Here is a 23,476-nt window from a genome sequence, read left to right as displayed (position 1 = left end):
GTGACGCAGCAGCGGTTCAACATGGACTGGATGCTCAAGGATCTGGCATCCAGTGTTCCGCAGACCCGCCACGTGATCGTGCTGTCCTCGGACGGCCTGCGCATGGCTCAGCACGGCACGGACACGGACGCCGCGGACCGGCTGGCCGCCGCCTGCGCAGGGCTGCAGAGTCTGTCGGCGGCCGTGGCCGCCGAATTCCCGCAGGGCGACGGGCAGATGCGCCTCGTGGTCATCGAGGTCGACGGCGGCTTCTTCTATCTGATGGCCGCCGGTGCCGGCGCCTATCTGGCGGTGCTGGCGGACGACGACGTGGACGCCGGCCTGATGGGGCAGCAGATGCGGGACCTCGTGGCGCGCATCGGCGAGCACCTCTCCAGTCCGCCCCGTGTCACCGGGCCGGTGGCATGAGCAAACCCGAAAGGGCATGGGATCCCGGCAATCCGGACCGCCTGTACATCCTCACCAGCACGAGCGACGGTACGGGCAAGGAAGTCAGAATCGATCTGGTCACGCTGGTCGTCTCCCGCACGGAAGGCGACCCCGGCCTGCAGCCCGAGCACTGCGCCATTGCCCGGATGTGCGACTACCCCTTGTCCGTGGCCGAGATATCCGCCTATCTCACCCTGCCCGTCAGCACGGTCACCGTTCTGCTCAAAGACCTGCTGACGCGTGAACTCGTGGAGGCCAGACCGCCGGTCCCGGTCGCCACGGTGCCCGACGCCCGACTCCTGGAGGCGGTGATGCATGGACTACAGAATCTCTGATTCACCCGCAGGGCCCAGGAGGGAGGACTTCCTCCCGGCCACGACCGCGGCGGCCGTCAAGGTGGTGATCGTCGGTGGTTTCGGGGTCGGCAAGACGACCCTGGTGGGCACGGTGAGCGAGATCAGACCGCTGACCACCGAGGAGACGATGACCCAGGCCGGTGTCGGCGTGGACGACCTCGCCGGCATCGAGCAGAAGATCGAGACGACCGTCGCGATGGACTTCGGGCGGATCAGCATCAACGAGCAGCTGGTGCTGTATCTGTTCGGCACCCCCGGCCAGGAGCGCTTCTGGTTCCTGTGGGACGGCCTCTTCGAGGGTGCCCTCGGGGCGGTGGTCCTGCTCGACACGCGCCGCCTGGAGGTCAGTTACGAGGTGGTCGACCTCCTGGAGGAGCGCGGTGTGCCGTTCGTCGTCGCCGTCAACACCTTCCCCGGCGCGCCCGTTCATCCCATGCCGGAGCTGCGGGCCGCCATGGACCTGCCCGACGAGGTGCCGCTGTTCGCCTGCGACGCCCGTGACCGCATCTCCTGCCGCGACACCCTGCTGACCCTCATGCGCTACCTGTACGCGCTCGCCCACCGATCCCCGGAGTCACAGTGACACCACCAGACGAACACTCCCGTACCGAGATCGCGACCGCTCCTCCCCCGCAGTGCCCGGCACACGCCTACGGCACGGGTGGCATGGTGCGGCTGTACGGGCCCGCCGCGGAGGCCGACCCGATTGGCCTGTACGAGCAACTGCGCGAACGGTACGGTGCGGTGGCCCCCGTGCTGCTGCAGGGCGATCTCCCCGCCTGGCTGGTCCTCGGCTACCGCGAGAACCTCGACGTCATGCGCACCCCCTCGCGTTTCTCCCGCGACTCCCGCAACTGGCGTGACATGAGCGAGGGCAAACTCACCCCCGAGCACCCGCTGGCCCCGATCTCGACCTGGCAGCCCATCTGCGCCTTCGCCGACGGCCAGGTGCACGAGCGCTGGCGGGGTGCCATCAACGACTCCATGGGGCGTTTCGACCGCCGTGGAATGCGCCGGCACATCACCCGGTTCGCGGGACAGTTGGTCGACCGGTTCTGCACCACCGGCAACGCGGACCTGGTCGACGACTTCGCCGAACACCTCCCCATGCTGGTGATGACCCAGCTCATCGGCATGCCCGAGGAGTACGGTCCGCGTCTGGTCAAGGCCGCCCGCGACATGATCAAGGGCACGGAGACGGCGGTCGCCAGCAACGCGTACGTGCAGGAGACGCTGCGCAAACTGGTGGTGCGCAAGCGGGCCGACCCCGGGCCGGACTTCACCAGCTGGCTGCTGGAGCACCCGGCCGAGCTCACCGACGACGAGGTCCAGCAGCATCTGCGCCTGGTGCTCATCGCCGCGTACGAGACCACCGCCAACCTCATCGCCAACACGCTGCGCATGGTGCTCACGGACCCGCGCTGCCGTGCCAATCTGGCGGGCGGGCACATGACGCTCCCGGACGCGGTCGAGCAGATCCTGTGGGACGAGCCCCCGTTCACCACCATCCTGGGCCGCTGGGCGACCCAGGACACGGAGCTCGGCGGACACAAGATCAAATCCGGTGACCCGCTGGTGCTGGGCCTCGCCGCCGCCAACCTGGACACGGCGATCCGGCCCGACCCCACCGCCCCCGTCCACGGCAACCGCTCCCACCTCGCCTTCAGCGGAGGGGCCCACGAATGCCCCGGCCAGGACATCGGCCGGGCCATCGCGGACACCGGCATCGAGGCGCTGCTGACCCGGCTGCCCGACATCCGGCTGGCCGTGCCGGAGGACGAGCTGGCCTGGGTGTCCGCACTGATGTCACGTCATCTCGTGGACCTGCCCGTGGAGTTCACACCCCAGCAGCCCCAGCCGATGGCCCTCCCCGAGCTGCCGGCTCCGGCCCCGGCGGCGCCGGATGCCGAGGAGCCCGCCGATTCCGCCCCGGACCGGGCCCTGCCGGCCCCGTCGGCCTCCACGCGACGGTCCTGGTGGGCGTCGCTCACGCGGTGGCTGCGCAGGCGGTGACGGGAGCGTCGAGCTGCTCCCACCACCAGGCCGCCGACGCTATGGGCAGCGGAGCGGTCCCGGGATCGCGAGGACTGTCCCGCCAGGTGATGCCGTAGGTCGCTCCCGGAACCGGAAGGTCGTACCGGTTCCGGGGGCTGGCATAGCGGGGAGCGGCGTCCATCCACCGGATGCAGCCGGAGATGTAGTGTCCCAGTGCCTCCAGATAACGCCGCAGGTGGAGTCCGGCGTTCCCGGCGATCTGCGCCCGCAGCTCCAGGAAGAGCGTCATGGTGCGGTCCCTTATGGCCAGGGCCTCCTCCAGGGCCTGTTCCGCCGGGCAACGCAGCTGGTGTGCGAGGACGTTGACGATGTTCTGGTCCGTCGTCTCCTGACTGTCCTCCTTGGCGTACGAGAAGAGGTCGTTGTCGCAGCTGACGATGAAGCCGGCCGCCTCGGTGAGCGCCTGCACCGGGGCCGAGTACAGCTCGTGGTCCGGGATGTGGATGCCACCGGCGATCTCGCTCCAGGAGAGGGAGAAGCGGGTGCCGTTGATGGAGGGCCGCATGGCGACGTAGTCGGACAGGCTCGGCATCACGCCCCGCTCGACATTGCTGACCTGCCATGCGGCGCCGAAGAGCCAGTCCCGCATCCCCTCGGCCACGCGCCGGAGTTGTACGGGCGTGGTCATCGCGCGGGTGCGCGCGGCGAGGTCCTCGAGCGCCGCGTCGAAGGGGGTGCTGCCGAGCATGCCGGAACCCGGCGCCTCCAGGCAGCGTGCTATCCGCGCATTGAGGTCGACGATCGCGGCGGTCCTGACGTCGGCGGCACCGGTGTCGTGGCAGATGTCGTCGAGGGCGAAGGCCCAGTGGTTCCACTCGATGAACAGCAGCAACGGTTCGTCGTCGCCGTGGGGGATGATGCGGCAGCTGAAGTCGGCGCTGTGGGTCGCGATGCTCCAGGCCCGGTCCCTGGCGTTGCCGAAGATGCCGGTGGAGTCGAGCCAGGCGATGGCCCGTTGTTCGAGCCGGCCGACCCTCGGGTGGATGGCCGGCTCGATCGGGCAGTAGAAGGGGGGCAGCCGCCAGCCGATGGCCGACGGGCGAGGGCGCGCCGAGGTCTCCGTCATACTGCTCACCCTCCCAACCGGAACAACAGCATCCGCGTCTCCACCGCATGATCGCGCCACGCGCGGAACAACTTCCCGTGCGCCAGGGCCGATTCCACCAACCGCTTCTCGTCGATCGGCGAGGCCACCCCGGTCCGTTCCGCACGGTCCAGCTCGGCCGTCGTCCAGGCCATGGACTGGACCCAGAACTCCGCGACCCGGTCGGTGATGTCCTCGTCCTGCTCCAGCTCGAAGCCGGCCGCCTCGGCCGCCACGATGTACTCGGCGAGGGTGCCGAGCCGGGTCTTGTAGTAGCCGTCGATGAAGGACGTCCACTCGGGGCGGCACAGGAAGTGCTCCTGGATGCCGAACCAGCTGCCCGGCCTGAGGGCCTTGGCGACCACGTTGAAGAGCCGTTCGCGGTCCATGTAGCCCGAGCTCTCGATGGCCACGGCCGCGTCGTAGCGCTGTTCGTCGCAGAGGTCGTGGATGTCGCCGAGGACGGGGGTCACCAGGTGCTCCACACCGGCCTGCTGGACCAGGTCCGCCATCACGGGGACGTGCTTGGCCGTCACCGTCATCGCCGTGACGGAGCAACCGTACTCCTGGGCCCAGTAGATGGAGCCCCCGCCGAGGCCGCAGCCGATGTCGAAGAGGTGGGCCGGCGGGGCGTCCTTGACTCCCCAGATGAGGGCGGCGTGGTCGAGGGCCCCTTCCTGGGACTCGAAGAGGCGGCGGCGCAGGACGCTCTGGGCCACGGTGGTGTTGGGTGCGGCCGCGGTGTCGAACAGGCCCACATGGAAATGGACCCGTGGTCCGGGTCCGTACTTGTGCAGGATGTCCGCGGTTTTCCTCGAGTAGTACGACGGCACCTGTGTCTCGTCGCGCCCTGTGACAGGGGCGGCGGTCACCTCGGCGACAAGGTTCTCCATGATCCCTCCGAGACATCGGCTGTCGGTGGACGCAGGAACGGCGCCGGGCACTGTGTGATCACGGACGTGAGTCACGCCGCCGCCCGGCGACAAACGACCAGCATTCCTGTCCACTTTTGTGCGGTACCTGCCCAGGCCCGTCCATCGATAACCCGCATTACGTACCGACCTGCGCCTTTCTGGCGCGTCTTTTACGGATCGTCTCGGATCGTTTTGTAGCGAAACGCGAAGCTTGAGGACCGCTTGGCGATCGGAATGGCTGAAAGCTGCGCACCGTTGTCGGAGTTTTGGCCTGTCGGGAGAGGAGGATCCGGACGCGCGGCTTATGGCCGGATTTCGCGTGTCCGCGAGGTGTACGGACGATTCCGGGGGGCGCCCGACTATGCACGCGCCCCTTGACGGGAGGGATTCCCGAGCAAGGCGGCGGTTTCCGGGAGTGCCGTGGCATCGTGGGATCCTCACCCAGCCGGAGCGAGGGAGGCGCGGACATGGTCCCGTCGGTCGGCCTGAGGAAGCGGTTCCGGTTCTCCGCACGGTCCGGCCCCTGGCCGCGCGGCGCCGCGGCGGTCGTGGCCGGCGCCCTGCCCGCCCTGGCCTTTCCCGCGCCCGCACTGTGGTGGCTGGCCTGGGTGGCCCTGGTGCCCTGGCTGCTGCTGGTGCGTTCGGCGGGGACGGCCCGGCGGGCCGCCCTGGAGGGCTGGCTCGGCGGTGCGGGTTTCCTGCTCGCCGTGCATCACTGGCTGCTGCCCAGCCTGCACGTCTTCATCCTCGTCCTGGCCGCGCTGCTGGGGCTGCTGTGGGTGCCGTGGGGGCTGCTGGTGCACCGGCTGCTGGGCGGTTCGCCCGGTCCGGGAAGGATCGCGGCGGCCCTGCTGGTGGTGCCCTCCGGGTGGCTGCTGGCCGAACTCGTGCGCTCCTGGCAGTACCTGGGCGGGCCGTGGGGGCTGCTCGGGGCGAGCCAGTGGCAGGTGGCACCCGCACTGCGGGTCGCGTCGGTGGGCGGCGTCTGGCTCGTCGGGTTCCTCGTCGTCGCCGTCAACACCGCGCTGGCCGCGCTGATTTCGGCCCCCGGCCCCCGCGGCCGCACCACCGCCCTGGCGGGCGGGCTCGCCTGCGCGGCGGCCGTCGGCGGGATCTGGCTGGGGGCGCCGCTGCCGCAGGGCGCCGGGGCGGTGCGCATCGCGGTCGCACAGCCCGGCGTGATCGACGGCGTCGGCAGCGTGCAGCGGCGCTTCGACCGCGAGGAGGAGCTCACCCGCCAACTGGCCGGGCGGCGCGTGGATCTGGTGGTGTGGGGCGAGAGCAGCGTCGGCGAGGACCTCGGGCAGCAGCCTCGGTTGAGCGGCCGGCTCGCCGCGCTGTCGCGCACGGTCGGCGCGGACCTGCTCGTCAACGTGGACGCCCGGCGCTCGGACCGGCCGGGCATCTTCAAGAGTTCGGTGCTGATCGGGCCCGACGGGCCGACCGGCGACCGCTACGACAAGATGCGGCTGGTCCCCTTCGGCGAGTACGTCCCGGCGCGCTCGCTGCTGGACTGGGCGACTTCCGTGGGCAAGGCGGCGCAGGAGGACCGCAGGCGCGGCGACCGGCAGGTGGTGATGCGGCTGCCGGAGCGGACCGGGGGCGGGCTGCGGATCGGCCCGCTGGTGTGCTTCGAGTCGGCCTTCCCGGACATGAGCAGGCAACTGGCCCGGGACGGCGCCCAGTTGCTCATCGCCCAGTCGGCGACCTCCACCTTCCAGCACAGCTGGGCCCCGCTCCAGCACGCCTCGCTGGCCTCGATGCGCGCCGCCGAGACCTGGCGGCCGATGGTGCACGCCACGCTCACCGGCGTGAGCGCGGTCGCGGACGCGCGCGGGCGGACCGTGGGCCCATGGCTGGGCACCGGGCGCAGCACGGCCGTGGTCTACGACGTGCCGCTCGCCCGGGGCACCAGCCCGTACGTCCGGTTCGGCGACTGGACGGCGCACGGCGCGCTGGCCGTACTGGCCGTCTTCTGTGTCGTGGAGGGGGTGAGCGCCCGCCGACGGCGCGTCGGCTCGACGCGCTCTGCCGGTGTCACCCGGTGATCTCCGTGACGATCCGCTCGCACAGCTCGTGCGTACGCAGCGCGTCCTCCGCGTCCAGCACCTTGCCCGCCTGCACCGCGTCGAGGAAGGCGAGCACGCACTGCTCGATACCGCGCTGACGGGCCACCGGCACCCAGTCGCCGCGGCGGCGGACGCTCGGCTGGCCCTTGTGGTCCACGATGTCGGCGAGGTTGAGCACCTGCCGCTTGGTGTCCTGACCGGAGACCTCCAGGATCTCCTCGGTCGAACCGCTCATCCGGTTCATGGTGCCGATGGCGGTGAAGCCGTCGCCGGACAGCTGCAGCACCACGTGGTGCACGAGCCCGTCCTGCACCCTGGCCCGGACGTCCACGTGGTCGACGGTCCCCGGCACGAGGAAGCGCAGGGTGTCGACGACGTGGATGAAGTCGTCGAGGACGAGCGTGCGCGCGTCCTCGGGCAGGCCGACGCGGTTCTTCTGCATCAGGATCAGGTCGCGCGGGTGGTCCACGCACTGCGCATAGCCCGGTGCACAGCGGCGGTTGAAGCCGACCGCCAGCGAGACCTGCCGCTCCTGCGCCAGGCGGACGAGCCGCTCGCTCTCCGCGAGGTCGTAGGCGAGCGGCTTGTCGACGAAGACCGGCACCCCCGCCTCCAGGAGGCGGGTGACGAGGGCGGGGTGCACGGCGGTCGGCGCGTGCACGAACGCGGCGTCGAGGCCGGCGGCGAGCAGCGCATCGAGGTCGGTGTGCCGGTGCGCGGCGGGCACCCGGTGGGTGTCCGCGACCCGGTGCAGGGTCGCGGGGGTACGGGTGTGGAGGTGCGGCTCCAGTTCGGGGTGGGCGGTGAGGACGGGCAGATACGCCTTCTGCGCGATGTCCCCGAGTCCGATGACGCCGACCTTCACCTGTGACCTCCTTGGTGTTCCACCTCCGCCCCCGCCTCGGCAGCATACGTGGAGGCCGGCGGGCGCCAGTCGGTGATCCCCTCGTACCCGCGCAGGAGCAGGCCCGGGGCGAAACGGCCGGCCGCAGTGAGCAGGGCCTGACGGAGGAACAGGCCGGGAGCGCCGCCGGCCATGGCCGCCCGGCCGGCGCGGGCCGAGCGGCGGACGACGTCCAGGGTGCGCGGGAGCCGGTCGCGGGTGTAGGCGTCGAGACCTCCGGCGGCTCCGGGTATTGCGTGGTGGGCGAGGACGACGGCGTCCTCGATGGCCTGGTTGCCGCCCTGGCCGAGGTGGGGGGTCATGGCGTGGGCGGCGTCGCCCAGCAGGGCCGTGCGGCCGCGGTGGTAGGCGGGCAGCGGCCGGGTCATGGAGCGGACGTCGTGGCGCAGGACGTCGCCGGGGGCGACGGCCGCGAGGATGGCGGGGACCGGGTGGTGCCAGGTGCCGAAGAGGCGCAGCAGCTCGGCCTTTTCATCGTCGGGGGCGCGGCTCCCCTCCGGGGCGAGGGCCGAGGCATAGGCGTAGACCCGTCCGTCCTTGAGCGGCTGGGTGCCCCACAGCCTGCCCCGGCCCCAGGTCTCGTGCGGCGGGAACGGCCGTTCCGGGGCGGGGACGACGACGCGCCAGGTGGTGAATCCGGCGTACGCGGGCCGGGGGTGGCCGGGGAACAGGGCGCTGCGGACGGCCGAGTTGATGCCGTCGGCGCCGACGACGAGGTCGGCCTCCAGCTCGCCGTCCTCGGTCGCCACGCGGGCGCGCCGGTCGTCGGCGCCGGGGTCGGCCAGCCGGGCGGCGGTGCCGGTGCGCAGTGCCCCGTCGGGCAGGCGGGCGGCGAGCAGGCCGGCGAGGGTGGCCCGGTGCAGGAGGACGAGGGGTCCGCCGCATCGTTCTGCCACGGCGGCGCCGTCGGTGCGGGCCAGCCAGCGGCCGCCCGGGGTGAGCAGCCCGGCGTCGCCCTGCCAGGCGGCGAGTGCGCGGATGTCGTCGCCCAGGCCGATGACGTCGAGGGCGCGCTGGGCGTTGGGGGCGAGGGAGATGCCGGCGCCGACCGGTTCGAGGGAGGGCGCGCGCTCCAGGACGGTGACGTGCCAGCCGCGCCGGTGCAGGGCGGCTGCGGCGGTGAGGCCGCCGATTCCGGCGCCGATGACGACGGCTCGGGGGGTGCGGGACATGTCCACGGTGGGGCTCCTCGCCACGCGACGATGCGGGCACTACAGATGTAGTTTCCTTGGATCCGAAATTACTACAGCCGTAGTGAGGTGGCTAGATTGACCCCATGAACACCGCACACACCGACCGCGCTCCGGGCCGGTCCCGCGCCGATCTGGTCGCCGACGCCGCCGTCGCCCTCCTCGCCGAGCGCGGCCTGCGGGGCCTGACCCACCGGGCCGTCGACGAGGCCGCCGGACTGCCGGCCGGCTCGGCGTCCAACGTCGCCCGCACCCGCGCGGCCCTGCTGGAGGCGGCGGTGCGGCGGCACGCGCAGCGGGAGGCGGAGTTGATCCTTCCGCACGAGATGCCGGACCCGGCCGACGGGCTCGACGCCCTGACCGACACCCTCGCCCTCGCCCTGCACCGTTCCCTGACCCGCCACCGCGAACTCGCCCTCGCCCGCTACGAACTGGCACTGGAAGCGAACCGGCGGCCCGAACTGCGCGCCGTCTACGACACGCTGGGCCTGGGCTTCCGCGCACCGCTCGTCGCCCTGATGACAGCCGCCGGTTCCGCCGAACCGGAGCGGCACGCGATGTCGGCGCTCGCCTGGTACGACGGGATGCTGTTCTCCTGCGTCGCCGGGCAGTACCACACCGAGGTGCCGGAACAGGCGCAGCTGCGCGCGGGGTTCGCCGAGTTGCTGCGCGGCATGCTGGGCGGATGACCTGCGGATAATCTGTGGCGCGGCTACGTACGAGGCGTCAGGATGTCGCGCATGACGACCACGGACCGCACGTTCCCGCCCTACGTAGCCGACGACGAGCGCAGCAGCCTGGAGAGCTGGCTCGACTTCCACCGCGCCACGCTCGCGGAGAAGTGCGCCGGCCTCGACGACCACCAGCTGCGCGAGGCCTCCGTGCCGCCGTCGATGCTGACGCTGCTCGGCCTGGTGCGGCACATGGCCGACGTGGAACGCTCCTGGTTCCGCCGGGTGTTCGCCGGCGACACGACCGCCGAGCCGCTGTTCTACACGGACGAAGACCCCGACCGGGACTTCCGGGTCTGCCCGACGGGCACCTGGGACGAGGCCCACGCCGCCTGGCAGGCGGAGATCGCCGCGGCCCGCGACGCGGCGCAGGGCCACGCGCTGGACGAACTCAGCGCCGGCCGCCGGCACAAGGACGGCTCACAGGTCGACCTGCGCTGGATCTACTTGCACATGATCGAGGAGTACGCCCGCCACAACGGCCACGCCGACTTCCTGCGCGAGCGCATCGACGGCGCGACCGGCAGCTGACCGGAGCGCGGCCGGGCGGATGCCTCCCCCTCACCCCTGCGGGGCCTTCCCAACTCCCCGCGCCCGCAAGCAGGGTTGGACGAGTGCATCGAATGCCCGCAGCGGCGGCCCTGGTGGCGGTGGCGATGTCGGCCGCCGTCGGCTGCGTCTCCGTCTCCCAGCACTCCTCCGCGCCCGGCGGCCGGCCGGCCGCGCGCCCCGGCATGGTCCAGGGCAGCGCGCGTGAGGGCCTGACCGTCACCGGCCCCGGCGCCTCGACACCGGCGGCCCAGCCGTCGGCCCCCTCGGCCGACGGGGCCCAGGGCAGGGCGCAGGGCCCGGTGGGCGATCCGCGGGATCCGCACGACCCTCACGGCCTTCCCGACCCTCGTGACCCTCGCGACCCGAAGGAACCGGCCGAGCCGCGGGAACCGGCCGAACCCGGGGAGCCCGGGGCCGCGTCGCACCCCGGAGGCTCCTCGCCCGCGGACCCCCCGTCCGCCGCCGGCCCGGACCGCAGCACGGGCCCCGCCGACTCCCGCCCGGCCCACCCGCCGGCCTCGGCACCCGAACCGGCGCCGCCGCCGGCTCCCCCGCCCCCGAACCGGCGCGCCGAGCCTGCACCCGCCCCGGCCCCACCGGCCCGCTCCGGCAAGGGAGTCTGCGGGATGGGCGACACCTACGGCAAATGGCAGCAGGGCGGCGACGCCTCGCGGATCTGCCACCAGGTGTACGGCTGATCCGCGGCCGGCCGGGGACTGCTCAAACCCTGCTCGGATCCTGCTCGGCCCCTGCTCAGACCGCGACGTCCGGGATCCGCCAGTCGATCGGCTCGTGCCCCTGCGCGGCCACGGCCTCGTTGATCTGGGTGAAGGGGCGGCTGCCGAAGAACCTCTTCGCCGACAGCGGCGAGGGGTGGGCGCCCTTGACGACGACGTGCCGCTCCTCGTCGATCAACGGGAGCTTCTTCTGGGCGTAGTTGCCCCAGAGCACGAAGACCGCCGGGTCGGGCCGGGAGGCCACGGCGCGGATGACCGCGTCGGTGAACTTCTCCCAGCCCTTGCCCTTGTGTGAGTTGGGCTCCCCGCCGCGGACCGTCAGCACGGCGTTGAGCAGCAGGACGCCCTGCTCGGCCCAGGGCAGCAGATAGCCGTTGTCCGGCACGTCGTAGCCCAGCTCCTCGCGCATCTCCTTGTAGATGTTGCGCAGCGACGGCGGCGTCCGGACGCCGGGCCGCACGGAGAAGGACAGGCCGTGCCCCTGCCCCGGGCCGTGGTACGGGTCCTGGCCGAGGATGAGGACCTTCACCCGGTCGTACGGCGTGGCCTCCAGGGCGGCGAAGACCTCGCCGCGCGGCGGGTACACCGGCGCCTTCGACCGCTCCTCCTCGACGAATTCGGTCAGCGCCTCGAAGTAGGGCTGCTCCAGCTGCTCTCCGAGGACAGCGTGCCAGGACTCGGGCAGCACGTCGGTGACGGTCACGTCGACAACCTCCGGTGTTCGTTCCGTTCTCGGAGGAAGAACTTACCGGCGGCCACTGACAACGCGGGCCCGAAGCCCGGACCCCGGGTCTCAGACCCCGGCGTTGAGGAAGAGCCCTCCGTCCACGACGAGGGTCTGTCCGGTGACCCAGCCCGCGGCGTCGGACAGCAGGAACGCGGCCGCACCGCCGATGTCCTCCGGCATGCCCAGCCGGCCCAGCGGGTACGAGGCCGCGGCCTCCTCCTCGCGGCCCTCGTAAATGGCCGCGGCGAAGCGGGTCTTCACCACTGCCGGGGCGATCGCGTTGACCCGCACCGCGGGCGCGAACTCGTGCGCCAGCTGCAGGGTGAGATTGACCATGGCGGCCTTGCTCATGCCGTAGGCGCCGATGAACGGGGAGGCCGCGACTCCGGCGACGGAGGCGATGTTGACGATCGCCCCGCCGTTCTCCTTCTGCCACGCCTTCCACGTCTGCTGCGCGAAACCGAGGGCCGAGACGACGTTGGTCTCGAAGACCTTGCGCGCGACGGCGAGGTCGAGCTCGGCGATCGGGCCGAAGACCGGGTTCGTTCCCGCGTTGTTGACGAGGTAGTCGACGCGGCCGTAGGCCTCCATGGCGCGCTCGACGGCCACGGCCTGGTGGGCCTCGTCATGCGCCTTGCCGGCCACGCCGATGCAGCGGTCGGGCCCGAGCTTCTGGACGGCCTCGGCGAGGGTGTCCTCGTTGCGGCCGGTGATGACGACGCGGTCACCACGGGCCACGAGGGCCTCGGCGACGCCGTAGCCGATGCCCCGGCTGGCGCCGGTGACCAGGGCCACTCTGCCGGTGGACAGCTGTTCCTGTGCAGTCATGATGCGTTCCTCCTGTCGGTTCCGGCGGTCAGTCGAGCGGCCCGCCGGCCACGTACAGGACCTGGCCGGAGACGAAGCCGGCCGCTTCGGCGGTGAAGAACGCGATGGCGTTGGCGATGTCCTCGGGCCTGCCGACGCGCTGCACCGGGATCTGCGAGGCGGCAGCCGTCTGGAAGTCCTCGAAGCTCATGCCGACCCGGGCGGCGGTGGCCGCGGTCATGTCGGTGGCGATGAAGCCGGGGGCGACGGAGTTGGCGGTGATGCCGAACTTGCCGAGCTCCTTGGCGAGGGTCTTGGTGAAGCCCTGCATCCCGGCCTTGGCGGCCGCGTAGTTGGCCTGGCCGCGGTTGCCGAGGGCCGAGCTGCTGGAGAGGTTGACGATCCGGCCGAACCCGGCGTCCACCATGTGCTTCTGGCAGGCGCGCGACATCAGGAACGCGCCGCGCAGGTGCACGTTCATGACGGTGTCCCAGTCGCTGTCGCTCATCTTGAACAGCAGGTTGTCGCGGAGCACACCGGCGTTGTTGACCAGGATCACCGGGGAGCCCAGCTCCGCGGCGACGCGGGCCACCGCGGCGTCCGCCTGTGCCGAGTCCGAGACGTCGCAGCCCACGGCGAGGGCCCGGCCGCCCGCCGCCGTGATCTTCTCCACGGTCTCCGCGCAGGCCGCCTCGTCGAGGTCGAGAACGGCGACCGCGCGGCCCTCCTCGGCCAGGCGGACGGCGGTCGCGGCGCCGATGCCCCGGGCCGCGCCCGTGACCAGGGCGACGCGCTGCTCGGTGGTGGACATATGCAGGTTCTCCTCACCTCGAAGGCGGCTCACCCGGCGTCCGACCGCCGTCCGACCACAGGTGAGCAACTGCTTAGTAACTCGGCCGATCAGACGCTAGAAGCCCCGCCATCCCCTGTCAACGCCTCACGGTGCCCCGACGGCCGTCACCGCACCAGCAGGTCGAGGAGGCGTTCCGTCTCGCCTTCCGGATCCGCCGTCAGCCCGGTGTGCACGGGGCCGGGCTGAACGACCGTGCTGCGCGGGGCGATCAGCCAGCGGAACCGGCGCCCGGCGTCGTCGCAGGCCGCCTGCCCGGCCCGGTCGCCGCCCGCGCACACCCCCTCCACCGCGTGCAGCGCGGCCCGGACGCCCGCGACGTCCACGGTGGGGTCGAGCGCCCGCAGCCGGTCCTCGTCGAGGTGGACGGAGGCCTTCACGAAGGACCTGGCCTGGCAGTAGACGACGACACCGGCATTGATGAGCTCACCGCGCTCGACCCGCGGGACGACCCGCAGCAGCGCGTACTCGAACACCTCGCGCCCGTTCTGGCGTCCGTTGCGCCCGTTCACTTCTTTCCGGCCCTTCCGTCCAGCCTGACACGCACCCATTCCGGCGCCTGCGAGGGCTTCTCCGCAGTACGCTCCCCGAGCGTGATCCGCTCGCCGATCCCGGCGGCGCGCTCCAGCAGCACCTCGACATACGCCCGGCGCACGGCGTCCGGGCCGTCGAATCCCGGTTCCCCCTCGAGCCACTCGTCGGGCACGTCGGCCACGACCTCGGTCAGCAGCTCCTCGGTCACCCGCGGGGCCAGCTCGGCCGCCGCGGCGGCGACGTCCGGGCCGAAGGAGGCCAGCACGTGGTCGGAGGCGTCGTACGCCCTGCCCGCAGCGGCCGCCGCGGTGGGCCAGTTGTGGTGCCAGATCATCGTCGCGCCGTGGTCGATGAGCCACAGCCGCCCGTGCCACACCAGCAGATTGGGGTTGCGCCAGGAGCGGTCGACGTTGCCCACGAGCGCGTCGAACCACACCACCCGCCCGGCCTCGGCAGCGTCCGTCTCGAAGGCGAGCGGGTCGAAACCGAGGGCGCCGGGCAGGAAATCCATACCGAGGTTGAGCCCGCCGCTGGACTTGAGCAGCGCCTGCACCTCGGGGTCGGGCTCGCCGCGGCCGATGACCGGATCCAGCTCGATCGCCGCCAGCTCGGGCACACGCAGCCCCAGTCCGCGCGCCAGCTGCCCGCAGACGACCTCGGCGACGAGCGTCTTGCGGCCCTGCCCCGCACCGGTGAACTTCATGACGTACGTCCCGAGATCGTCGGCCTCGACGATGCCGGGGAGAGAGCCACCCTCACGCAACGGCGTGACGTAGCGGGTGGCGGTGACTTCTGGCAGCATTTTCCCAGGCCGTCCCGCTTCTCAACCTTGCACTCGACAGCGGAGGCTGGGGTAAGGCAAGACGAGAAGCCGACCGCAATCAGCGCTGGGGGGAATCTGGGGAGCTTCGGCCGGCATCCTGATCCCCCTGTCTCCCCAGCAGCCCGTCGATGGCGGTGCGACCCTTGCTTCCAGCCTCCGGCATGAAGTGAGCATAGTAACCGAGCGTGATAACCGGCGAGGAATGCCCGAGCCAGTGCGCCGAAGTCACCACGGATTCACCCGCCTCCAGCAGGATGGAGGCCTAGGTGTGTCGCAGCACGTGGAATCCGTCGTTCGGTGCTGCCTCCCATTGCCCCCGCCCCGACCGGAACGTTCAGGAGGAGAGGAGCGTGCCCAGCAGGGCGAGCAGAACGCACAGCCCCAGGTTGGTTTTCCGGTGGTGCAGGAAGATCGCGGCGAACTCGCGGATGGTTGCGCTGGGCCAGAAGTAGGCGGCGGTGGGCGCGCCGATGACATGGCCGTTGACGCCGGTGCGGCGTGCCGTCAGGGCGGCACGGAAGACGTGGAAGTTGTTGGTGACGACGACGCAGCGGTGGTCCGGTTCGCGCTCGTGCATGAGGGCGTGGCTGAAGCGCAGGTTCTCCTCGGTGGTGCGTGAGCGGTCCTCGCGTACGACGTGGTCCTCGGGGACGCCACGCGCCGTGAGGTAGGCGGCCATCGCATCGGCTTCGGGGAGGTCTTCGTCGGGGCCCTGGCCGCCGGAGGTGATCAGCACGGGAGGCCTGCCTCGCGCGGCCTGCCGTTCGTACACCGCACGCGCCCGCTCCAGCCTGCTCGCCAGCAGGGGCGGTACCCGGGACCCGCCGATGAGGCCGGAGCCGAGGACGACGATGAAGTCGACGTCCTGGCGGACCCTCAGCCGGGCGTAGAGGAAGGCGTAGACGAGGAACGAGAGGAAGAGGTAGGAGATGTAGCCGACCACCAGGATGACCGCGCCCGCGACGCGCCCCAGCAGCCTTGAATCGGTGGTGGAGACGGTCGCGGCGAGCGCGACGCAGCCGAGGATGCCGAGTCCCGCCAGCCCCGAGATCAGATTGGCGGGGCGTCTGCCTTCCTTGCGGATCATCTTCACCCCGTTCGCGATCAGGAGGAGCGCGAGGACGAAGACGCCCAGGGCGAGGAGCAGGAGGACAAGGGTCACCGCCGTGACCAGCGGCTCGGGTGTGCTCCCCCGGGCCACCCGGCCGAGCAGTGCCACGGCCAGGAATACCAGGGTCAGGCCGAGGAGGACGGCGTTGCTGAAGCGGCGGGGGTCACGCCACACGCGGGTGAGAAGGAGGAGGAAGGACAGTCCGGCGGCAGCAGCGAACACGGGGTACGGCATACGTTCGTCTCAACTCCGGTTTTTCTTCGGATGGTTGAAGCAAGGTCAGCAGTGGCCGATCACTCCGGACGCGGGTCTTCCTGACGTGTGACCGCCCTCAGCAGGGGGCGGCTGAGCGCACTTGCCGCCAGCAGTCCGGCGATGCCGGTACCGAAGCAGACGCCGAGCAGGGCGATGCCTCGGGTGTCGAGGGAGGAACTGCCGCCGAGGAGGGTGAGCGGGGCTGCGCAGAAGACGCCGGTGAGGACGGCACCGCCGGCCAGTACGGCCACAGGGATGAGGGTCTCCCTGCGGCGGGCCGCGTCCAGGGTCCGCAGCGGGGTGCCGGCGAGGCGGAGCAGGCCGTAGGTGCGGCGGCGGTCGAGGACGGTGGAGGCCGCGGTGATGCCTGCGGAGGCGATGGCGGTGACGAAGGTGATGCCGAGGACGAGCCGGGTGGCGGTGGAGAAGTCCTCGGCGAACAGCTTGCCGGACCAGTTGATGTCGGTGCCGGTGACCGGGTACTGGCCGGGCACGAGAGAGGCCAGGGCGGTGCGGGCGCGGTCGACGTTCCGGGGGCCGCCGGGCACGGTGATGGTGACCTGGACGCTGTGGTGGCCGCCGCCCGTGGCGACCCAGTCGGTGTCGGTGCCGACCTTGGCGGTGATCCCGGCGTGCGTCAGCCGGTCCCGTACGTCCTGCTGGACCATGGCCGACCGGCTTGCGGGCACGGCCACGGCGAGGGTGTCGGGGCTGCCCCAAGGGGAGTTGCCGGTGACGCCGAAGAGCGCGAAGAACCCGGCGACGAATCCGGCGAGGGTGAGCCCGGAGACCGTACGCCACCCGCTCTTGGGGTCGTCGAGCAGGCGGCGGCCCGCCAGCAGGGTCGCGGGCTTTCCGGCGGCGGCGCTGACGATACGGCCGAGGACGCCGACCACCCACGGGCCGACCACGGACAGGGCGAGGAAGACGACGGCGAAGAAGAGGAGGACGCCGTTGACCTCGTCCTTCTTGTTGTCGGTGAACCACCAGTAGCCGCCGAGCACCGCGACGAAGGCCACGGCGCGCAGCAGGCTCATGCGGGGTGCCTGCGAGCGGCGCGCCACGCCCAGCGGGCCGACCACGACCTGGCGCAGACCGGCGAGCGCGCTGACGACCACCAGGGCGACGGCTCCGGCGAGGACGCCGAGCAGCACCGGAAGCCCCACCCACAGGTCGGCCGTGTACCAGAAGCCGCCCGCCACGGGCACCTCGGCGGCGGCCGGTATCAGCAGTGCGTAGCCGGCGGCGCCCAGCAGTGCGCCCGCCGTGCCGGTGAGGGCGGCCTCGGCGGCGGTCATCCCGGCGATGCGGCCGGGGGTGGCGCCGATCAGGCGCAGCGCGGCGAGCCGCTGGTCGCGGCGGGAGACCGACAGGCGCGCGGAGGATGCGCCCAGGACCAGCAGGGGCACGACGACGAGGATGGTGGCGACTTTCGCGAGGGCCGCGTACTGCTGGCCGGTCCCGTACGGCACGGGCCGCCCGGCGAAGTCGGCGACACGGGTGGGGGCCACGGTGTCCCCGGGGCGACGCGGGTCGGCTTCGCGCGGGGCGGTGACGGCGGCGGCGTCCGGCTTGTGGCCGACGACGGCGACCAGTTCGCCGGGGTGGGCCAGTGCCGCGCGGCCCAGGGTGCCGGCCGGTTGGCCGGAGACGGGGTGCCGGTCTGCGGGAAGCCGGTGCAGCAGGTCGGCGAGGGCCGGGGAGACCCATACTTCGCCGGGTCCGGGGAAGCGGGGCAGGCCGGGCGGGGCCAGGGCCTTCTTGCCGGGCAGTTGCGCAACGTCGACGACGGTGACCGGGGTGCCGCCGCTGAAGGTGGTGCCGACCGCCTCGACCGCGACCGCGGCTGCGGACGGCACGGGGTTGCGCCAGTCGGTGCGGTCGCCGCGTTGCTGGAAGCCGAGGTTGGTGGCCACGCAGAGGAGCAGCAGCGCGGTGCTCACGGCGGTCGCGGCGACGGCGAGACCGGTGGCGAGCAGCCCGGTCCGCCCTCCGGCGCGGGTCAGCCGCCAGGTGAGGGTCCAGGTGGTGCGGTCCAGTGCCCTCATCGGCCGTACCTGCCGTCCGCGTCGTAGCCGGCCGGGTGCCGAGGTGCGGGAAGCCGGGGTGTCTGCGGGGCGGCGTGGTCCTCGGCCCGGGCGGCCGTGTCGATGGCGGGGCCTGTGCCCGGTGCGGGTCCGTCCTCGGCCAGACGGCCGTCGCGGACGTGAACGGTGCGGTCGCACCAGCGCGCCACGTTCACGTCGTGCGTGACCACGACGAGCGCGGCGCCCTGCCGGCGGGTGACGTCCACCAGCAGGCTGATGACCTCCATGCCCGTGGCCTGGTCCAGCGCGCCCGTCGGCTCGTCGGCGAAAATCACCTCCGGGCCGCCGACCAACGCCCGCGCGATGGCCACCCGCTGCGCCTGCCCGCCGGACAGCTGACCGGGCCGCCGGTTCTCCTTGCCCGCCAGGCCCAGCGCCGGGAACCACTCCCGCGCCCGCCGGACCGCCTGGCGGCGCGGCATGCCGCCGAGCATCAGCGGCAGGGCCACGTTCTCGTCCGCGGGCAGCTCCGGCAGCAGCTGGCCGGACTGGAAGACGAAGCCGAAGCAGGTGCGGCGCAGTTCGCTGCGCTCCGGCTCGCCCAGGTGGTCCACCCGCTCTCCGGCCAGCAGCACCTGGCCCTCGTCCGGCCTTTCGATGCCGGCCAGGCAGTGCAGCAGGGTGGACTTGCCCGAACCGGAGGGCCCCATGACGGCCAGCGACCGGCCCGCCGGGACGGACACGTCGACGCCGGCCAGGGCGCGGGTCAGGCCGAAGGACTTCATCAGGCCCGTCCCGGCCAGGGCGGGGGCTGCGGGGGCCGTGCCGAACGAGGTCATCGGGCTGTCTCCGTGGTGACGTGGCCGTGGCGGCAGGGCGTCGGCCCGGCCGGGACGACGTGGCGGGTGGGAATCTGCATGCCGTCGACGATCCCGCCGCACCGCCACGCTCGTCCTCGGCCACCGTGCCGGTACGAGCCCCTCGGGGTCGGCCTGCAGGCCGACCCTCGTCTCGGCCGTACGTCAGTACCCTTCAGCCCGTGGAACCCGATACTCCGCTCTCTCCGTTCGTCCGTCGGCTGCTCATCGGCGCGCTCGGCACCGGCCTGGCCCTGCTGTGGCTGCTCGACCTGGTGGGCCTCTTCTCCACCATCGGCGGCGTCGGGCCGCTCCGGCCGCTCACGCTGTGCTTCGGCACGCTCACCGCCTTGGCCCTGCTCTTTCCCGACCGACGCCCGGGCCCGGGGTTCCGTGCCGGCTCCGCGGCACTGGGTTCGCTGGCGCTGACCACGGCCCACGCCGTCCTCGACCCCCTGGGCTTCTCCTGGGGCCTGCTGGAGACCGTGGGCCTGCTGGCCCTGCTCGTCGGCACCGCGCGCCGGGTGCGGCGGCCCGCCGCGGCAGTGGCCCTGTCGGCGGCGCTCGGCATCGCGGTGATCGCCCTGCCGCTGCGCGCGGGCACCGGCGCCGACATCCTCACGTTCGCCTTCGTCCTGACCTTCGCCGTCGGCGGGGCCGTGGGCCTGGGCTGCTACCTGCGCCTGCTGGACGCGCGCCGGGCCCGCTCCGTGGCCGCCGTCCGCCAGAACGAGCGCATGGAACTCGCCCGCGATCTGCACGACTTCGTCGCCCACCACGTCACCGGCATCATCCTGCACGCCAACGCCGCGCTGATGGTCCAGGAGACCTCGCCCGAGGAAGTCAGGCCACTGCTGGAGGGCATCTCGCGGGCCGGGTCGGAGACCCTGGACTCCATGCGCCGTCTGGTACGGGTGCTGCGCGAGGACGACCACCGGCTCCTGCGCCCGGACGAGGTGCTCACCGAACTGGACCGCCTGGTCTCCTCGTTCTCCGGCCACGGCACCGAGGCGGAGCTGGACATCGCGCCCGCCGTGCGAGGGGTCCCGCTGGCTCCCGAGGTGGAGACCTCCGTCCACCGCGTGGTGCAGGAGGCACTGACGAACGTGCGCCGCCATGCACCCGGCGCGGACGTCGTCGTCCGCCTCGACCTCGACCGGCACACCGGCAGCGATCTGCTGCGGGTCGAGGTGCGCAACACGGCCCCGGCGGCGCGCTCCGCAGTCCCGGCCGGCGGCAGGGGCGGCTTCGGCCTGGTCGGGCTGCGCGAACGCGTGGAGGCCGTGGAAGGCTCCCTCACCAGCGGCCGGACGCCGGACGGCGGCTGGAGCGTGAAGGCCGTCTTCCCCGTACTGACGGCTGTGGAAGTATCGCCCGCATGAACGGTCCCGGTGGCGCAATCGGGACGAACGGAGCCAACAGTGAGGCCGATGCGGTGAACGAAGCGAGCGACAGGGAGAAGGAAGCCAGGACACGGGTGCTGATCGCGGACGACCAGGAGATGGTCCGCACCGGCTTTCGGCTGATCCTGGGCACGCAGCCCGACCTGGAGGTCGTCGGCGAAGCGGCCGACGGCGCCGCGTGCGTCGAACTCGCCCGCAGGCTGCGCCCCGACGTGTGCCTCGTCGACATCCGCATGCCCAGGCTGGACGGCCTCGACGTCACCCGCGCCCTGGCCGGGCCCGGCGTTGTCGACCCCCTGCGCGTGGTCGTGGTGACCACCTTCGACCAGGACGACTACGCGTACACCGCCCTGCGCAACGGCGCCTGCGGCTTCCTCCTCAAGGACGCCGCCTCCAACCTGCTGATCGAGGCCGTACGGTCCGCCGCCCGCGGTGACGCCCTCATCTCCCCCGCCGTCACCGTCCGCATGCTCAAGCACCTCGCCGGACGGCAGCCGGAGACCGCCGCTCCCCACCCGCTCTCCGATCGGGAACTCGACGTCGTACGCCTGCTGGCGGTGGGACGTACCAACCAGGAGATCTGCGACGAGCTGTACCTGTCCCTGGGCACCGTCAAGACCCATCTGGCCAACATCAAGGACAAGTTGGGCCTCCGCAACCGCGTCGAGATCGCCGCCTGGGCCTGGGACACCGGCACCGTCCGCGAACGCCAGACCCCGTCCGCCTGAGACCGTCTTCCCTCTCTCCTCCGGGGTCGGCCTGCAGGCCGACCCCGGACCGCCCATGTCGGCCGACGGGCCGAAGCAGTGCGACCGCCCGGCGGGTCACCCTCCTGGAGACAGCTGTACCGCAGCAAACACACCCCGAGGAGAGACCCGTGACCGTGAAGTACATCGCTGTGGGCCTGGCGGCGACCGTCGTCGTCGTGGGCGGCCTGGCCGTGACCCTTCCCGAGCTGCTGAGCACCGAGTCGACCAGCACGGTCGGCTCCACGGCAACGGCCGTGCCCCGCGCCGAAGTCGAGAAGCAGGTCCGCGAGAACTACGCCCTGCCCCTGGTGCAGAAGAAGCCGCAAGAGGTGAACTGCGCCGGAGACCTGAGCACGCAACAGAACGCGACGGTCGAGTGCACGGTCACACCCAAGGACGGAAAGAAGCAGCGCATCGCGGTGTCCGTGACCGCTATCAGCGGGACCAAGGTCTCTTACGACTACGCGGTGGTGACCGGCTAGCGCAACGGCACAACGACGGAACGACGGATCATCGGCCGACAGGCCGATGCCACCCGTCCCGCAAGCCGATGTACCGCACGGCCTCCACCAGCATCGTGAATCCCATGCACCGCACGACACCTGCTCACGACAGCCCAACCGCCCCCGCGCAACGGAAACCCGCACCGCATTCCGCTTCCAGAGTCACCGCACTCGATGCCCTGCGCGGCTTCGCCCTGTGCGGCATCCTGCTGGTCAACGTCAACCAGATCACCGGCATGAGGACGACGAACGCCTCCTACGAGCCGTACCCGATACCCCACGCCCTGGATCTGCTCGTCCAGCACCGCTTCTTCCCCGTCTTCTCCTTCCTCTTCGGCCTCAGCTTCGCGGTCTTCCTCGACAGCGCGAGCCGACGATCCGAACACCCCCGGTTCCTCCTGATCCGCCGCCTCATCGCGCTGGGACTGCTCGGCCTCGCACACCAGACCCTCCACCCCGGTGAGGCACTGACCCCCTACGCGATCGTCGGGCTCGTCATCCTCCTCCCCGCCACCTGGCTGCCGACCTGGCTCGTCCTGACCGGCGGCCTGCTCGGCACCGTCGCCTCGGTGACCGTCACCGGCGGCGGCATCCCCAGCATCCCGGGCCTGTTCCTCCTCGGCCTCGCGGTCGCCCGCCTGGGCGTCCACCGCGCCCTGGAGCGCCACACCCGCCGACTGGCACTCGTCCTGCTGCTGGCCGCACCCGCTGCCGCCGCGACGGCCTGGTGGCAGCACACATACCCCGCCGCGGGACCGCTCGCCACCCGTATCGCCGGCGGTGCAGGGCTCCTTGGCGCGCTGGCCTGCACCACGGCTCTCCTGCTCGTGCTGCGAACTCCGCTCGGCCGACCCCTGTCGGCAGTGCTGGAACCACTGGGGCGGATGGCCCTGACGAACTACGTCACCGCCACACTCGCCGTCGTTGCGGCCAACCCGGTGCTGGGCCTTTCCGGCTCGGCCCACTGGGGCCGGGCCATGGCACTGGCCGCCGGCATCCTCGCTGCCCAGGCCGCGTTCAGCCACTGGTGGCTGCGTCACTTCCGCTACGGGCCCCTCGAATGGTGCCTGCGCTGCATCACTTGGTGGAGCGTCGTGCCCAATCTCCGGACGACAGCCGAGTTCTGAGGATCTGTTGATGACTGAGCAAGGCGGATGCAGTTGGCGACTGAGCGAAGGCTCGCCGGGCTTCTCCTGCGGTGATGGAGGGCTGCTTGCGGTCGCGGGCGAACTGGTGGACCGCGCGGACGAAGCTCGCCAAGAAACCGCTGAAGTCGGCGCGGTGGAAGGCGTGGTGCAGTTGTCGACCGTCGCGACAAGCTCGCCGATCCAGCACTCCGCCATCTCGGGGACCATCAAGCCATCGTTGTGGTCGAGCAGCTGACAGGGTCGGTGACACCGTCAAGCGTTACGACTGGAAAGGCCCCGGCGGTGCTCCCCGGATCGAGTTCGAGGTTCCGTACAGTCAGCTCAAGGAATTCAACTCGCTTACGCTGAAATGTACCTGGATACCTGGAGGGATCGGTTGACAGACATGGGGTTGCTTCTGCACCAAGAGGCCGACGTAACGGTCGTCGCGGTCCGGCCGTGGGGGTTGGATGTTGAATCCCGGGACGGAACCCGGGGACTGATCGACAATACCAAGGACGCGGAGTGGCCCTCGGGCGACCGATCCGACATCGTCGGCAGACAGTTCCATGTCGTCGCGCTCGACGACGAGCGTGATCCGGCCAGACTCAGCGCACTCGACGTGGATCTGGAGATCGCCCGCAGGCTGAGGGACAGGGCGATTGCAAAGTCGCGGTGATCG

The 23,476-nt window shown here is 71.7% G+C and carries 25 protein-coding genes and 1 pseudogene; 14 read left to right on the top strand and 12 right to left on the bottom strand.

Annotated elements, in window-relative coordinates; genetic code table 11:
• Nucleotides 1-21: 21 nt before the first annotated feature.
• Genes ACLHRZ_RS10680 through ACLHRZ_RS10665 form a run of 4 tightly spaced genes read left to right on the top strand, consistent with a single transcriptional unit; the run spans nucleotide 22 to nucleotide 2,798 of the window.
• A complete protein-coding gene (locus ACLHRZ_RS10680; RefSeq protein ID WP_490418267.1) occupies nucleotides 22-408 on the top strand; it encodes a roadblock/LC7 domain-containing protein in 387 nt (128 codons plus the stop codon).
• Nucleotides 405-764: a DUF742 domain-containing protein gene (locus ACLHRZ_RS10675; protein WP_490418088.1), complete on the top strand. Its 360-nt coding sequence runs from the start codon at nucleotides 405-407 to the stop codon at nucleotides 762-764. The genes ACLHRZ_RS10680 and ACLHRZ_RS10675 overlap by 4 nt, the downstream gene beginning before the upstream one ends.
• On the top strand, nucleotides 745-1,368 hold the full coding sequence (locus ACLHRZ_RS10670) for a GTP-binding protein (protein WP_490418087.1): 624 nt from the start codon (nucleotides 745-747) through the stop codon (nucleotides 1,366-1,368). Before ACLHRZ_RS10675 ends, ACLHRZ_RS10670 begins: the two co-directional genes overlap by 20 nt.
• On the top strand, nucleotides 1,365-2,798 hold the full coding sequence (locus tag ACLHRZ_RS10665) for a cytochrome P450 (protein WP_490418086.1): 1,434 nt from the start codon (nucleotides 1,365-1,367) through the stop codon (nucleotides 2,796-2,798). Before ACLHRZ_RS10670 ends, ACLHRZ_RS10665 begins: the two co-directional genes overlap by 4 nt.
• On the opposite strand, the gene ACLHRZ_RS10660 is transcribed toward ACLHRZ_RS10665, so the two are convergent.
• Together ACLHRZ_RS10660 and ACLHRZ_RS10655 are read right to left on the bottom strand one after the other, a co-directional pair.
• Nucleotides 2,773-3,906, bottom strand: a complete 1,134-nt coding sequence (locus tag ACLHRZ_RS10660) for a terpene synthase family protein (protein WP_490418085.1) — start codon at nucleotides 3,904-3,906, stop codon at nucleotides 2,773-2,775. The two genes, ACLHRZ_RS10665 and ACLHRZ_RS10660, sit on opposite strands and share 26 nt — an antisense overlap.
• Before the next feature lie 5 nt (nucleotides 3,907-3,911).
• A complete protein-coding gene (locus ACLHRZ_RS10655; RefSeq protein WP_490418084.1) occupies nucleotides 3,912-4,817 on the bottom strand; it encodes an SAM-dependent methyltransferase in 906 nt (301 codons plus the stop codon).
• Between the two features lie 488 nt (nucleotides 4,818-5,305).
• Here ACLHRZ_RS10655 and lnt point away from each other — a divergent pair, with 488 nt between their 5' ends.
• On the top strand, nucleotides 5,306-6,886 hold the full coding sequence (gene lnt, locus ACLHRZ_RS10650; protein WP_490418083.1) for an apolipoprotein N-acyltransferase: 1,581 nt from the start codon (nucleotides 5,306-5,308) through the stop codon (nucleotides 6,884-6,886).
• On the opposite strand, the gene ACLHRZ_RS10645 is transcribed toward lnt, so the two are convergent.
• Together ACLHRZ_RS10645 and ACLHRZ_RS10640 are read right to left on the bottom strand one after the other, a co-directional pair.
• Nucleotides 6,876-7,772 carry a Gfo/Idh/MocA family protein gene (locus tag ACLHRZ_RS10645; RefSeq protein WP_490418082.1) on the bottom strand — a complete coding sequence of 299 codons (897 nt, stop codon included), beginning with the start codon at nucleotides 7,770-7,772 and terminating at the stop codon, nucleotides 6,876-6,878. The two genes, lnt and ACLHRZ_RS10645, sit on opposite strands and share 11 nt — an antisense overlap.
• On the bottom strand, nucleotides 7,769-8,983 hold the full coding sequence (locus tag ACLHRZ_RS10640; RefSeq protein ID WP_490418081.1) for an FAD-dependent monooxygenase: 1,215 nt from the start codon (nucleotides 8,981-8,983) through the stop codon (nucleotides 7,769-7,771). The genes ACLHRZ_RS10645 and ACLHRZ_RS10640 overlap by 4 nt, the downstream gene beginning before the upstream one ends.
• A 104-nt stretch (nucleotides 8,984-9,087) precedes the next feature.
• On the opposite strand from ACLHRZ_RS10640, the gene ACLHRZ_RS10635 reads away from it, so the two are divergent.
• The 3 genes from ACLHRZ_RS10635 to ACLHRZ_RS10625 all read left to right on the top strand — a co-directional run bounded on the left by ACLHRZ_RS10635 (nucleotide 9,088) and on the right by ACLHRZ_RS10625 (nucleotide 10,982).
• Entirely contained in the window at nucleotides 9,088-9,690 is a 603-nt protein-coding gene (locus tag ACLHRZ_RS10635; RefSeq protein WP_490418080.1) for a TetR/AcrR family transcriptional regulator, read from the top strand.
• Nucleotides 9,691-9,741: 51 nt separating this feature from the next.
• Nucleotides 9,742-10,263, top strand: coding sequence for a DinB family protein (locus ACLHRZ_RS10630; RefSeq protein ID WP_490418079.1), 522 nt, complete (start codon nucleotides 9,742-9,744; stop codon nucleotides 10,261-10,263).
• 83 nt (nucleotides 10,264-10,346) lie between these two features.
• Entirely contained in the window at nucleotides 10,347-10,982 is a 636-nt protein-coding gene (locus ACLHRZ_RS10625; RefSeq protein ID WP_490418078.1) for a hypothetical protein, read from the top strand.
• 55 nt (nucleotides 10,983-11,037) lie between these two features.
• Here the strand turns inward: ACLHRZ_RS10625 and ACLHRZ_RS10620 are convergent, their stop codons facing one another.
• The 8 genes and pseudogenes from ACLHRZ_RS10620 to ACLHRZ_RS10585 all read right to left on the bottom strand — a co-directional run.
• Entirely contained in the window at nucleotides 11,038-11,724 is a 687-nt protein-coding gene (locus ACLHRZ_RS10620) for a uracil-DNA glycosylase (RefSeq protein WP_490418077.1), read from the bottom strand.
• Between the two features lie 90 nt (nucleotides 11,725-11,814).
• On the bottom strand, nucleotides 11,815-12,576 hold the full coding sequence (locus ACLHRZ_RS10615; RefSeq protein ID WP_490418076.1) for an SDR family oxidoreductase: 762 nt from the start codon (nucleotides 12,574-12,576) through the stop codon (nucleotides 11,815-11,817).
• 28 nt (nucleotides 12,577-12,604) lie between these two features.
• Complete coding sequence (fabG, locus tag ACLHRZ_RS10610; protein ID WP_490418075.1) at nucleotides 12,605-13,366, bottom strand: 3-oxoacyl-ACP reductase FabG; 762 nt, start codon at nucleotides 13,364-13,366, stop codon at nucleotides 12,605-12,607.
• Nucleotides 13,367-13,512: 146 nt separating this feature from the next.
• Nucleotides 13,513-13,917, bottom strand: a complete 405-nt coding sequence (locus ACLHRZ_RS10605) for a DUF3037 domain-containing protein (protein WP_490418074.1) — start codon at nucleotides 13,915-13,917, stop codon at nucleotides 13,513-13,515.
• Nucleotides 13,914-14,741, bottom strand: coding sequence for a HipA family kinase (locus ACLHRZ_RS10600; protein ID WP_490418073.1), 828 nt, complete (start codon nucleotides 14,739-14,741; stop codon nucleotides 13,914-13,916). The genes ACLHRZ_RS10605 and ACLHRZ_RS10600 overlap by 4 nt, the downstream gene beginning before the upstream one ends.
• A 355-nt stretch (nucleotides 14,742-15,096) precedes the next feature.
• On the bottom strand, nucleotides 15,097-16,095 hold the full coding sequence (locus ACLHRZ_RS10595) for a YdcF family protein (RefSeq protein ID WP_490418072.1): 999 nt from the start codon (nucleotides 16,093-16,095) through the stop codon (nucleotides 15,097-15,099).
• Nucleotides 16,096-16,166: 71 nt separating this feature from the next.
• The gene (locus ACLHRZ_RS10590; RefSeq protein WP_490418071.1) at nucleotides 16,167-18,176 is read right to left on the bottom strand and encodes an FtsX-like permease family protein; all 2,010 of its coding nucleotides are present in this window, start codon (nucleotides 18,174-18,176) and stop codon (nucleotides 16,167-16,169) included.
• A gap of 137 nt (nucleotides 18,177-18,313) precedes the next feature.
• Nucleotides 18,314-18,994 (bottom strand): annotated as a pseudogene (locus ACLHRZ_RS10585) (ABC transporter ATP-binding protein); the annotation flags it as partial.
• A 200-nt stretch (nucleotides 18,995-19,194) separates the two neighbouring features.
• On the opposite strand from ACLHRZ_RS10585, the gene ACLHRZ_RS10580 reads away from it, so the two are divergent.
• The 6 genes from ACLHRZ_RS10580 to ACLHRZ_RS10555 all read left to right on the top strand — a co-directional run bounded on the left by ACLHRZ_RS10580 (nucleotide 19,195) and on the right by ACLHRZ_RS10555 (nucleotide 23,473).
• Nucleotides 19,195-20,394, top strand: a complete 1,200-nt coding sequence (locus ACLHRZ_RS10580; protein WP_490418070.1) for a sensor histidine kinase — start codon at nucleotides 19,195-19,197, stop codon at nucleotides 20,392-20,394.
• 119 nt (nucleotides 20,395-20,513) lie between these two features.
• Entirely contained in the window at nucleotides 20,514-21,143 is a 630-nt protein-coding gene (locus ACLHRZ_RS10575) for a response regulator (protein ID WP_490418266.1), read from the top strand.
• Nucleotides 21,144-21,292: 149 nt separating this feature from the next.
• Nucleotides 21,293-21,646, top strand: a complete 354-nt coding sequence (locus ACLHRZ_RS10570) for a DUF4333 domain-containing protein (protein ID WP_490418069.1) — start codon at nucleotides 21,293-21,295, stop codon at nucleotides 21,644-21,646.
• A gap of 104 nt (nucleotides 21,647-21,750) precedes the next feature.
• Nucleotides 21,751-22,794, top strand: a complete 1,044-nt coding sequence (locus ACLHRZ_RS10565) for a DUF418 domain-containing protein (protein ID WP_490418068.1) — start codon at nucleotides 21,751-21,753, stop codon at nucleotides 22,792-22,794.
• A 10-nt stretch (nucleotides 22,795-22,804) separates the two neighbouring features.
• On the top strand, nucleotides 22,805-23,050 hold the full coding sequence (locus tag ACLHRZ_RS10560; protein WP_490418067.1) for a hypothetical protein: 246 nt from the start codon (nucleotides 22,805-22,807) through the stop codon (nucleotides 23,048-23,050).
• 150 nt (nucleotides 23,051-23,200) lie between these two features.
• On the top strand, nucleotides 23,201-23,473 hold the full coding sequence (locus ACLHRZ_RS10555) for a hypothetical protein (protein ID WP_490418066.1): 273 nt from the start codon (nucleotides 23,201-23,203) through the stop codon (nucleotides 23,471-23,473).
• Nucleotides 23,474-23,476: the final 3 nt, after the last annotated feature.

It is taken from the genome of Streptomyces sp. AM25 (genome assembly GCF_058146165.1).
Note: the sequence above shows the minus strand (reverse complement) of the source record. Positions and strands in the feature narration are given on the sequence as shown.